This is a genomic window from Parashewanella curva (assembly GCF_003675895.1).
Taxonomy (GTDB): domain Bacteria; phylum Pseudomonadota; class Gammaproteobacteria; order Enterobacterales; family Shewanellaceae; genus Parashewanella; species Parashewanella curva.
In genome coordinates, this window is sequence record NZ_ML014794.1 from 1 (window position 1) to 12,534 (window position 12,534).

Annotated in this window: 7 protein-coding genes; 1 reads left to right on the forward strand and 6 read right to left on the reverse strand. The window is 39.4% G+C overall.

The window, feature by feature from the left end; all coding sequences use genetic code 11:
* Positions 1 to 120: transposase (locus D5018_RS13970; RefSeq protein ID WP_207819292.1), on the reverse strand; the 120-nt coding region annotated here is incomplete at its 3' end.
* A 244-nt stretch (positions 121 to 364) separates the two neighbouring features.
* On the opposite strand from D5018_RS13970, the gene D5018_RS13975 reads away from it, so the two are divergent.
* Positions 365 to 4,840, forward strand: a complete 4,476-nt coding sequence (locus D5018_RS13975; RefSeq protein ID WP_121839617.1) for a S8 family serine peptidase — start codon at positions 365 to 367, stop codon at positions 4,838 to 4,840.
* A gap of 39 nt (positions 4,841 to 4,879) precedes the next feature.
* Here D5018_RS13975 and D5018_RS13980 read toward each other — a convergent pair whose 3' ends face one another.
* The 5 genes from D5018_RS13980 to D5018_RS14000 all read right to left on the reverse strand — a co-directional run bounded on the left by D5018_RS13980 (position 4,880) and on the right by D5018_RS14000 (position 12,533).
* Complete coding sequence (locus D5018_RS13980) at positions 4,880 to 5,803, reverse strand: L,D-transpeptidase family protein (RefSeq protein WP_121839618.1); 924 nt, start codon at positions 5,801 to 5,803, stop codon at positions 4,880 to 4,882.
* 92 nt (positions 5,804 to 5,895) lie between these two features.
* Positions 5,896 to 7,920 carry a cysteine peptidase family C39 domain-containing protein gene (locus D5018_RS13985; protein ID WP_121839619.1) on the reverse strand — a complete coding sequence of 675 codons (2,025 nt, stop codon included), beginning with the start codon at positions 7,918 to 7,920 and terminating at the stop codon, positions 5,896 to 5,898.
* Positions 7,917 to 9,938 (reverse strand): ATP-binding cassette domain-containing protein, encoded by a 2,022-nt coding sequence (locus tag D5018_RS13990; RefSeq protein WP_121839620.1) that lies wholly within the window; start codon positions 9,936 to 9,938, stop codon positions 7,917 to 7,919. Before D5018_RS13990 ends, D5018_RS13985 begins: the two co-directional genes overlap by 4 nt.
* Positions 9,928 to 10,800, reverse strand: coding sequence for a hypothetical protein (locus D5018_RS13995; RefSeq protein WP_121839621.1), 873 nt, complete (start codon positions 10,798 to 10,800; stop codon positions 9,928 to 9,930). The genes D5018_RS13990 and D5018_RS13995 overlap by 11 nt, the downstream gene beginning before the upstream one ends.
* A gap of 11 nt (positions 10,801 to 10,811) precedes the next feature.
* Complete coding sequence (locus D5018_RS14000; protein WP_121839622.1) at positions 10,812 to 12,533, reverse strand: HlyD family secretion protein; 1,722 nt, start codon at positions 12,531 to 12,533, stop codon at positions 10,812 to 10,814.
* Position 12,534: the final 1 nt, after the last annotated feature.

A 12,534-nucleotide genomic window follows, 5' to 3' on the forward strand; every position in this document is an offset into this window, starting at 1 on the left:
GACTTGTTTCAGTTCTTCGTCAACTGATTCATCAAAAACTGCCCTTCTGTATTTTGCTGGGAAAACTAGGTGATATAACAAAACAGTTACGTTATGACTCTTGTGTATAAACTCACTCATTCACCTAATTTCGCAGCAAGCTGCGGGGAATAAAACCCTCAGAGATTTAAATATAAATCTGCAAGTGTTTTTGCAACGGAATGGTTAAATTCATGTTGCAAATAGAAACACAAAAGGTTAAAAATTAGTTTCGAAATGTATCAAGCAAAAGAATTACATCTTTCATACTAGAACAAAAGCATTATTAAAAATGCTTATTGATGCATATCCCAATCACAAATGTTAACCAAAATAGGGAAATCTAATGAGAACCAAAATAGCATTGGCTATTTCAGCGGCGCTACTTTCAAGTAATGCTGTCGGTAATGGCGTTGAAAAGTATCAAGCCTTGGGACTGACTTCTAACTTAACACCAGAGTTTGCCGAACTTTCACCTAAAAAAGAACAACAAGCGTCGGCTTGGATGGTTAAATTAAAAACGCCGTCGGTATCAGAAATGTCGATGAGCATGGGAGAAAGTTATTCATCTTTCCAAGCAGTAAATTCTATTGAAAATGTTCAACAGCAAGTCATGTCAGCCCTTGAAAGCAATATTTCGGGTCTGAACGTTTTAAGCACTACGAAAGTATTGGTCAACGCGATTATTGTCGCCGGTGATGAAAAACAGCTTGCGCATTTAAAACAACTACCAGAAGTCGAGGCTATCCTGCCGATATATGACTATGACTTGCATGTTGCTGATTCTGCAGTATATATCAAAGCAAAACAGCTTATCGATGATGCTGTAGCGACAGGTCAAGGGCAACGAGTTGCCATTTTAGATACAGGTATTGATTACACACATAAGATCTTTGGCGGTGCGGGCACAAAAGAAGCCTATGATGCTGCGGTTGCGAATAGAGGTGGTTCAGTAAACTGGCCTCAGGGAATAGTTCAAGGTGGTTGGGACTTTATAAATAATGATCCAAATCCCATTGATGCTGGCACAAGTCATGGTACGCATGTAAGTCATTCGGTAACAGGTGTTGCACCAGATGTTGAACTATTTGTTTATAGTGTTTGTGGTGGTGGTTGTCCTGGTGTAGCTCAATTAAGAGCACTAGAGCGTGCTATGGATCCAAACAATGATGGTGATATTTCTGATCGTGTAGACACGGTAAATATGTCATTAGGCGGTTCATTTGGATACAACCGTGGTGATGCCGTACAAGAACAAATTGACCGTATGGTAGAACTAGGGGTTAACCTCGTAATTTCCGCAGGCAACGATGGCCCAACCCCATTTATTGTCGGTGGTCCCAGCACCTCAGATCACGCTTTATCTGTCGGAGCTATGACACATCCAACAGGAAAGGTAGGAGAACTAACAGCTACAGTTGATGGAGAAAAAGCAGAAGCTTTAAACTCAGGCTTTAACCCTTCAAATAACTTTAGTTTTAGCCAAGACAATGCACCGTTAGTTTATCCTGCATCAAATCAAAATGGTTGTGTTGCATTTGCTGACAATATTGATTTCACTGGTAAAGCCGTCATAATCGATCGTGGAGCTTGCGCATTTGTTGATAAGGTCAAGCATGCTCAAGATAAAGGTGCAAAGTTTGTAATCATAGCCAATAATAGATCTGGAGATATAGCCCCAGGCGGTTCTGCAACCAATATCACTATCCCATCTGTGGGGATCACACAAGCTATAGGAAATAAGCTTAAGCAGCTAATTGCCGACGATGATGTTACCTACTCATTTGTATCAAAAGAATTTGATTCTGTAGGTGCGATTGCAGACTTTACTTCGCGTGGTCCATCAATAGCAGGAACATTAAAACCGGAAATTACTGCACCAGGTGTCGCCATTCAAACTGCACACCCAGGTACAGGAAATGGTTTATCCCCAGCGAGTGGCACTTCTTTTTCAGGACCTATTACGGCAGGAGCTGTAAGCTTACTTCGCGAAGCACTCCCAGAACGTAATGCTTTAGAAATTAAAGCAACCTTGATGAACGCTGCCAACCTCGATGTTACTATGGAACCAAAAGCACAAAAGCCAAGTACAGCGTTAGCACCTATTAGTTACATTGGAGCCGGTTTAGTCGATGTAGAAAAAGCATCAAAACTTCCTGTCGTAGCATGGGATGAATCAACTAAACAAGCCGCATTAGCTTTTGGTTTAGTAAAAGCTTCTTCAGAAGTAACCCTAACAAAAACGATTACTGTTAAAAACTTCTCCGATGAAGATCTAACGTATGATTTGAAAGTTACACCTCGTTATCAAGATGATATTGATTCAGGCGCACTTACCATAACCGTGCCCGATAATGTGAAAGTTCCAGCAAAAGCTTCTATCAGCTTTGATGTTACCGCAAAAATTGAGCCTGCCAAGCTTCCTGAGTGGGAGCTAACCTCAACTATGATTAACTTCCCTGCTCCAGGAACAGACAACCCAGCCAAAGTTGCCAGTGATTTGTTAACAAAGGTTGAGTTTGACGGCTCAATTGACTTCTTGCAGGGTGATGAGAAAGCACTTCATGTGGTTTACCACATGCTGCCTAAATCTCAAGATGAAATTGATGTAGAGCGTGTTTTGGTTGATAACCAAGAACAATTCATTATTGAAAACAAAGCTGACACAGAGCTTGTAGCTCCTACAGCAATTTCATTAACAGCTACAGATCCTGTCGAAAATGAAAGACGTTTTGATTTAATCAGCGCTTCAACTGAGTTCTTACCTCAACCTGCCTGTGATTCTAACTTTATCATTACAAATACCATCCAATTAAGAGACCCATTCTTAGTTAATAAACCATTTGGTATCAAAGTAGATTTTGACGTAGATAACGATGGTTCATGGGATTACAGCGCACAAGCATTAAGAAATGAAATGTTTGGACGTGGCCGTCCAGGAGGACTTGTCACTTTTTCAACTCGTTATGGCATCCCAAATGGTGCGATTACCCGTGGCCTTCACTATGCTGGCACCAATTTTCTGACTTTGGTTTCATGTTCAGAAGAAGTGGGAATTGACGCTTCAAAAGCAAACCAAAGCATTAAAGTTCGTTATCGTGTTGAAGACAGCATATTTGATTGGAGAATATCACCCAATGCCGATTTTGTTACTGAAGAAATCACTGTAGCACCGACTAGAACAGTTTCGATTTTCAGAAAAACAGAGAAAGCTGACAGTGAAAGACTGGAAGCGATAGAAAAAGGCGAAAAAGGTTACTTAACAGTCCAAAAAGATCCAAATGCCAAAGGTGCTATTTTACTAACTAGAAATGGTAACTTGGATGTCAAGATTGATGAAAGTGAAGAGGCTAATTCTGCACCTACGCTTGAAAATACTGAAGTAACCGTTGATAAAGGTACTGTACCTGGGACAGTGTTAGGAACAGTAAAAGCATCAGATCCTGATAAGTTAAGTAGCCCGATCACTGAGTTTATTACATTAAGTTCGTCATCAACTAATGTAATTGTTTCCAAATCAGGGCAAATAATGGTTGCCCCATCAGGCTATATCAATCAACAAACAGAAACAATAACTATCACAGTTAAGGCGGTTGATAGTAATGGCAACATTTCTATGCCAGCAACCGTAACAGTTAAGGTTAACAATACGACTCCAACTGTCACGTTAGGCAATGCAGTTGTCAGAGATGTTGAAGAAGTTAGATTAATTGCTGTTGCTTCTGATGATGATAACGATAAATTAACTTATGAATGGACTCAGATATCAGGAAAAGCTGTTAACTATTCAACTAATGGAGCCATCTTGACATTCAATTCTCCTGCTGGAAGTCATGAATTAGCCTTTAAAGTTGTAACTTCTGATACTCGAATCGAATCTGAAGCTACTGCAACAGTTAAAGTAAATGGAAATAACCTCCCAGTCATTTCTGTTCATGATATTGAAGTCCGAGATCTCGATAGTGTTACTTTGACCGCAACCGGCAGTGATACTGATGGCGACAGCCTAAAATACGTTTGGAAACAAACAAAAGGGCAAGCAGTCACCTTCTCACAAAAAGACAATACTATTGACTTCACCAGTCCAGCTGGTAACCACGATTTGGAATTCCAAGTAACAGCAAATGATGGACGTGGAACAGTCACTGTATCCAACAAGGTAAAAGTTAATGGGAACAGCCTACCAGTTGTAACATTAAAAGACGTTGAAGTTAGAGACCTTGAAAAAGTAGAGTTAATAGCAACCAGTACAGATACCGATAGTGATACCCATACTTATGTTTGGAAGCAAACCGCCGGTAAAAAAGTTGATTTTGTGGCTAAAGACAACAAGATCACCTTTACTTCCCCAGCAGGTGATAATGAACTCAAATTCTCTGTCACTGTGGCTGATGGACGTGGCGCTGTTACTCAAGAGAATACAGTTAAAATTAAAGGTAATACTGTGCCAACGCTTACAGCTGAAAACTCTAGTATTGTAGAAGGTAACAAGGTTACTCTTAAAGCCAACATACAAGACGTTGAAAACGACACTGTTACATACAAGTGGACTCAAACCAAAGGCGAAAAAGTAGAATTTGTTGCCAAAGATGACACCATTACCTTTAGTGCACCTGTGGGTAGTTATGAGTTTACAGTCGTGGCTAACGATGGACGCGGGGACAGTAAACCCGTAACGGTAACGGCAACAGTTAATGCTAAACCTGCACCAGCTCCGACTCCAGCGCCTACACCAGAGCCAGCTAAAAAATCCAGCGGTTCTCTAGGTTGGTTAGCGCTACTATTGCTTCCAGTCGCGGCTTTACGTCGTCGCCAAAAGTAACATAGCTTTCTAATCTAAAATCAAAAGCCATCTGAATTCTCATATGGCTTTTTTCTTCCCCTTTCCAACAACGACTGCCAACCCAGAACGTTCTTCTAACGCCTGTTTCAACACTTCCGAATCCGTAGCAGCATTGGCAATAAACCTCATTATTGGTTTCGAAATGGTTAAAGGTAAAGCGCTATTAGAATCGAATTGTCGCTGATTTTTTGATAACGGTTGATGAACTTCGATGTAACGTTCTCCATTAACAAGAGCTGCAACTTTGATTGGCTCATTAATAATTTGTACCCTTGTCCCTATCGGTATTGTCTTAAATAAGTGCTCAATATCTTTATTACGTAAGCGTATACATCCATGGCTGATCCTTAACCCAATCCCAAAATTGGCGTTAGTGCCGTGAATCGCAAACATATTTCCTATATAAAGTGCATAGGCTCCCATTGGGTTATCAGAGCCCGCAGGCCAAACATCTGGCAAAGTTACACCTTGTGCTAGATATTCTGCTTTCATCTTGGTGGTGGGTGTCCATGTAGGGTTGGCTTTTTTACGCCAGACCCGAGTAATCCAATTTTCAGGGGTTTCTTTTCCCACTTCACCAATGCCGATGGGATATACCTCAACGGTCTTCTTTCTTTTAGGATAATAATACAAACGCATTTCAGCTAGATTGATGACGATGCCTCGGCGAACGGTTTTAGGAAGGATCAATTTTTGGGGGATGATGAGCTTACGCCCAGCTCTGGGGAGAAAAGGATCAACATTTGGGTTGGCTTGCATCAAATTCGTCAAACCAACACTAAATTGTGCGGCAATATGCTCTAAAGATAATTTACCTTGCGGCACAACATAAATTTCGTTACGTCCTACCAAACTATCGCCATTCGCTGGCAAGTCATAACTCAAACCATAAGAGTACTGAGAAAACAGCAGCAGCCAGCAGAAAACTAAAACTTGTTTCATATCATACCCAATCCAACAAATTGCGCACATATTAAGCCATCATTGATAGAATAACAGTATGATTTTGCTAACCTGTTTTATGAGTTCAGCCTTTATTCAACTTCAAATTGATAATCAGCTAACTGACTGATTTCACTTCGGTGTGAAACCATGATTAAGGTAACACCTTGTTGCTTTAAGCGTTCGATAATTCGTTTGCTGGTTTCAGCATCGACATGACTAAAAGCTTCATCGAAAAAGAGCACTTCAGAATGATAGCATAAGGCTCTAGCCAAACTTAATCGTTGCAACTCTCCTGCACTAAACTGCTCTGGCTCAAGAGGAGTATTACTGTTATTTTCGGCATGAAATCCAAGCCTTCTATCCAGTTCTACCAGTTTTAATACTTGCTTCATTTTGTTTACATCTGGTTTATTGCCAGAAAATAAAAACTCGGTGAGTGAGCCACTGATTTCTTCATTGGCAAAAACAAAGCCAACGTCAACATTTTTAAAAGCTGGCTTGCCTTTATACAGAGCATATCCTGTTATTGGCTTTCTTTGACCCGACAGTAAATCAAATAAAGTACTTTTACCTGAACCACTGTTTCCCACTAAACACAAAACATCTTTTTTATAGATGATTAAGTTCTTTCGCTGAAACAAGTCACAATCAATGCCATTATAACCAAAGCCCATATCGATCAACTGAAACAACGCCTTTGGATCTTTAGCATCAACATCAACTTCTGTCTCTTCTATCACTTCCTCTGTTTGATAATATGCTGCTGAGTCAATCGCGATATCTTTGCTATTTAGATACTCATCTACATGACCTTGAAACTGTTTAATCTTAGGCAATACCGTCAAACTGAGCATGTAGGTAAACGAATAAGCACCATAGCTTAATTCACCTTTTATTAATAAATAACAAGAACAAAACAGTATCAAAGCAGGCGTAACAGAATCTATGGTCTGTGATACCGTTTGATAACGAGCAAGAAACTTTTTCAGCTCAAAATCAGGTGTAAATTTGGGAAATACACGTCCCATCAGTGGCGATAGAATTTCAAATCTCATCCCCATCAATCCAAATCGCTTGAGATCAAATAACCTCTGATTAAGATGACCATTGAATTCAGTTTCGACACGAGATTTCTCTATTGTAAGCTCTTTAACTTGTTTTTTTATTTTAAAGCGATAAACCAGCAGTAAAAGATACGGGATGATGGTAACCACAAAAAGAGGTGGGTTAATCAATAGGATTAGTATCAGCGATACGATGGTGATGCTTATCGTATCAAAGAAGGTAAAAACCGCTTGTCCAAGTTTGTTTGATAGGTTTCGTAAACCTGAAACCTTGTGACTGATCTCTCCATCATAATGAGAGTCAAAAAAATCGATATCTTTGTTGCTTAAATTTTGTATTATGCTCTGATTAAACCGATATTCGGCATCTTGATTTAGATAAAGTTGTAACTTCAGACTGATACGGTTAATAAGCCAACTTAGCCCTATGGTAATTATCCCCGATAAACCTATTATCGCAACCCAGTTTTTAAGGTTATTGGCAATCGCAATATCGTAATACGCGTGGAAAAGCCCTGCGTATATGACCTCCAACACCATAAAAATAATGCCCGGTAAAAGCACAAACTTAGTGGCTTTTTGTTTGAATACAGGTAATAAAAAGTCATAAAAAGAAAATTTATTTGCGCCCTCACCTTCATTGCTAGGCTTGTCCTCGATTTCGATGCAAACCCCAGTAAAATGCTCTGCAAGTTTATCGATGGATAAAATTCGCCTCCCCCTTGCAGGATCATTTACATACACTTTTTCTTCTAGGATTTGCTCTAGTACCACAAAGTGGCTTAAGTTCCAGTGCAATATGATAGGTCTATTTAACTTTTTAAGCGCATTTAACCCTTTCTTTTTTACGATGGATTTATACCCTAGTTGAAACGCTCCTTTTTGTAACTGTGCCACCGTAGCACCGTCTCGATTCACGCCACATAGTGTTCTTAAGTGACTGGTTGATTGGTAATTCCCCATCCACTCCAATATGATCCCCAAACAAGCAGCACCACACTCGGCAGGATGTTGCTGTAATCGAATTTCGGTAGTCAGCGGCTCAGTCATGACGTTACTCCAATACTCAATTCAATCACTTCATCAGCAATATGTTGCAGTTCCACTCGATGACTGACTCGAATGATATATTCGTAGTGTGATTTAAGTTCAGTAAGTATTTGCAACTCCATCTGTTCTGGTATGCCTGAAAGTGCTTCATCTAAGATCAAAACTTTTGACGATTTAAATAACAACTGAGCGAGTAAAATTCGTTGGCACTCTCCGGTTGAAAATGACGCTGCAGCTGACATTACAGGAGTGTCTAACCCCAGCGGCAACTGCTTAGCTTTATCTCCCAATTGCACCGTATCTAACGCATTCCATAGCTCTCGTTCAGAAGTATTTTCTGATGCAAATAGCATTAGATTGTCTTTGAGTGAACCAATAAACAGGCGAGACTCTTGGCCTAAATAAGAAAATAAGCTCTTCCTTTCGGGTTCTGTTAATCGATGTGAGGCTACACCTGCAATTCTTATTTCACCTGAATAAGCTTGTTCGCTGCCTAAAATGCAACGAATAAGAGTGCTTTTCCCTGCACCAGATGCACCTCTGATATCAATAATTGAGTGAGGAAAAAATTCAGTCGTTAGGCTATCACAGTCTTTGAAGTGGCAATCATGAGGGAGTTTTACTTGTTCAAAGCGAATCGACAATGCCGTTAACCTTAGCCTTTCAGGCTCTATAGTTTCACACATCGGCATCATGAGTTGCTGCATGCTTGCAATGCCTTTATCAATACTGGTTTTTAAATCAAAAATGATGACGATTTTGGGAAAAGAGCGAAATACCGTATTCACCAAATACAAAATCATATAAGCACTGCTAATGCTCAAGCTGAAACCTGTAACATCATCACTGACTAAGTGAGCACTAACAAGCATAGCAACACTCAGTGCAAGCCCTTGAAAAAAATGCTGATGATATAAGTTACTTTGAATTTTCTGCTTAAGTTCTCTGTCGCTGGCTAAATAATCAATGTGCTCTTGTTGGTATTGAGCCATCGCGGTATCAATTCGTTTGTAGTAAAGGTCTGGTTTAACGTTTTGAATAAACTTATTTAACGCTTGCTGACTTACGATAAGTTGCGCTTGCGTTTGTTCACTAAGTGCCGCAATGGTCTCTCTGTTTCTAATACTTAATATCGCAGCTAAAACCGTCAATATTATAGGCACGACTACTAAAGCGAATGGTGCTCGAGAAAAGATTGAAATCGCTAATGGAATGAGCGCAAAACAGCTACCCAACATTTGACGATAAGTTATTTTTAAGTTAGCTAAGTGCTGAGCATTTCGGCATAGCTTTGCTATGTCATTTTGCTTATCGACAGGCAATGCCCAAAACATAGATAGTCTAAGATACATCAGCCTTTCTTGCGAGACGGAATCAATCCAACTCTGGGCTCGTTGCATTAAATATTTACCAAAAACAAAACTGGTTATAACGGCCAAAATAAGAAAGCCAACATTCATGTAAGTGATTGCTGACTGCGTAGGTACAATAAACTTTAACGTATCCATACCCGACATAAACAGAATACTCACCATCATGCTCACCGCAAAATTCAGCTTCATAAATTGCGATAAAAAGCGCTTCATTGGTGTATTTATATACTCCGCTAAAGCTTCAGCTTTAACTTCTTTACTCCATGAAAAAGCATCAATCAGCAATTGATAACTTTCGAGCTGCTGAAAAAAGTCGTTCGTATCTCGGATCTTGAGCTCTTCCCCTGTATTTAAAACCAAAACATGGGTAGAAGTTAAGCTGATCATTTTTGCCGTTGTACGTATGAGAATGGGACCATGAGAGTGGTGAACCGCAAACAAGAGTGGTGCGTTTCTCAATTCAGGAGGGGCTAATTCACAATCAGTGTGGATAAAGCCTAGCTTCTTGAACGCTAGTAACCAAAACTTCTCAGATTTGCCGACAGGAAGCGATACATTAGAAACTGATGACCAATCAATATAAGCAACAGTCCCAAGGAAGTGTTGTAAGTGCTTTAAATTGAGATAGTGCTGATTACCCTCCATAAACAGTTCCAATAGCTGGCCAGAAAATCCATGATTGTATAGGGCACACTAACAGTTGTTTTGATTTGTCTGCAGTCTCAACTGTGAGTTTGTCACCTTCAATGTTGGCGATTAAGTGATTGATCCCCAGCTTGTCACTGATCTTTTCGGCGACACTTAATCGATTTACTTCAATCGATTTGCCACCAGCAACAGTTAGTTTCAACTTATACTCATCACTATTACTGGCTTTGCCTTGAAAAACATTCGGAGACATATCACCCAGATAAACAATCAGCGTGTTTTCCGTTTTCGAGCGCTTAACTTGCTTATACCAATTTGTTCCACCGTCAAATTGAATCAATTCCACATCTATCTGATACAGGTTTTTTAGTAGCTCTTTGGAGTAAACCAGCCTAGGATCTGGATCATTCTGCTGATACATCATGATGACATGAGAAATGCCTTGCTGTTGATAAGCCATGAGAGCCAAACAATAAAATATAGAGAACACGCTCTGGTGATGTACCGATTCAATAATTAACGAACCACTTTGTTTTATAGCTTGCTTAGGAAATTCAATTACTGACTGTATTTGCTTAAAATACGTATCACCTTGTATCGCACTCATTGTTGGCAGAAAAAAGCGTTCAAAGTGATAATCCAAACAACTTATTGCTGCAGTGTGATCGATAGATTTAGGTAACTTAATTGAAGTTACTTGAGACGATAAACTCAAACTCTTTAGCACTGGATCTTGTTGCCAATGCTTTCGAATATCATCGTAGATTCTTCGAATACTGGTGGTATTCGATAACCGATTTAGAATCGTTAAATCAAATCTAGGTTCGACTTTTTGCTGTAACACATCCTTGTTTCCCATTTTGAACTCCGTTAATAACTTCGACCAATAAAGATCCTAGCAATATAAGGAATAATTACTTCTATTGGCGCTAATTCATCAATAGTGATGATGGCGCTTGTAGGCACACCCGGAGAAATTGGCCTAACAGGCTTTCTGCCTCCCCAGTCATAGGCTCCAGTTGCTGTTTTATCTAAACTCAAAATCACAACCTCGCCGGGAACATCACCAATGATTTTGCTGGCTAAATCTTTATCCCCAACTAATGAATAAGACTGTACTTTTGTTAATGCGAATGGGCTAATTGATTGAATTTTTGCTGATAACTTGGCACCAATTATGGCTTTTTCATACAAAGGCTGTATCAGTGCGGTATCGCCTTTGTTCACTAGCTTTGCATCTTGGTAACGCAATATGGCGATATTGACTAATTGATCATTAGTCCAATTTTCCCCCACCGTTTCAAGGCTACTAAATACCGGAATATCATTTTCAGAATGCAGTTGGTAATGTTTAAGTGATACTTGGTTTTCATTAAATTCAAATACCACTGAGTCACCTTTAATTTTGACATTTGATAAATCGTCTAAAGCCGCTAATTGCTTCTTTAAATCATCAAGTAATGCACCTTGATTAGCCCCTTCAACGTAAACTGACGTTAGCTTTCGATTAATCTTAAAATCAAAATGGCCATAACGAGCTCGCGGAGAAACAATCAGCATTTTTTTCTTTTTTTGTACTTTAACGCTGAGCAAGGTAATGGTTTCCCCTTTTGATACCACCTGGCCTACGCGTTTTTTGGTATCAATCAGTTTTCCATCGTATTCGGTAAAAATATTTTGTTGAACCCAGTTCTTGTGCTCAAGCTTGATCAGTGCTTGTACTGCTTTTTGTTGCTTAAGAGCAATTTTATTAACCGATGCTTGGCGCTCAAACTTCCCTTGTTCAATGGTGTTTAAATCAGTTTGAATTTCAAGATATTGCTGAGTAATGTCATCATCAATCGTAGCAATTTGCTGTTCTTGCTGTGTGATATTCAAATTCAACTTAGGTTTGGCTTCTTCAAGGGTTGAAAGCGATTGAGCCAACTCCTCATATTTACTTAATAGCGGGATTAACGTGCGCTCACTGCTGTAACCTTTAGACTGTAAGGCTTTTAATTTACTGATATAACGCTTATAGGTTTGTTTGGTTTTGGCAAGTTCGACTTTGCTATCTTTTAACGAACTTTTTCCTACTCGCTTATAACTCACAAGCACATCTTCAAACGTCGCTTTTAAGTCTTTTAATCGACTGATTTTGTCTTTGCTATTAGTGATTTTTTGCTGATATAACTTTAATTGCTCATCGTATTTAGCTTGCGCTTTTTTCTCTTCGGCTTTAATTACCTCAAGCTCTGATTGATAAAGTGTCATTGCAGAAAGATAGGCATTTTCAGCTATTGGATCGCTCAAAATGAGTATTGGGTCACCAGATTCAATATCACCATTTTCATAATCAAAAGATTTAACCACTCGACCATCACCTAGGGAAACACTTTCTCTAATACCGCCTATTGGTAAAATCATGCCTTTGGCTTTAACATGCACTTCAATTCGGGCGAACAGCATCCAAAGCACTAACACCAGCATGAAACCACAAAACAAATAAGCAATAGGCTTAAAAAAGCGAAATGCCCTTTCAGGCAAAATCAACGACAAAGTTTGATGCTTTTCATATTGATCAATAAATGTCTTTCTAAATAGTCTTGCCATG

Coding starts and splice junctions, on each gene's coding strand:
- D5018_RS14000 (WP_121839622.1), bottom strand. CDS start 12,533: ATGGCAAGACTATTTAGAAAGACATTTATTGATCAATATGAAAAGCAT.
- D5018_RS13995 (WP_121839621.1), bottom strand. CDS start 10,800: ATGGGAAACAAGGATGTGTTACAGCAAAAAGTCGAACCTAGATTTGAT.
- D5018_RS13985 (WP_121839619.1), bottom strand. CDS start 7,920: ATGACTGAGCCGCTGACTACCGAAATTCGATTACAGCAACATCCTGCC.
- D5018_RS13990 (WP_121839620.1), bottom strand. CDS start 9,938: ATGGAGGGTAATCAGCACTATCTCAATTTAAAGCACTTACAACACTTC.
- D5018_RS13980 (WP_121839618.1), bottom strand. CDS start 5,803: ATGAAACAAGTTTTAGTTTTCTGCTGGCTGCTGCTGTTTTCTCAGTAC.
- D5018_RS13975 (WP_121839617.1), top strand. CDS start 365: ATGAGAACCAAAATAGCATTGGCTATTTCAGCGGCGCTACTTTCAAGT.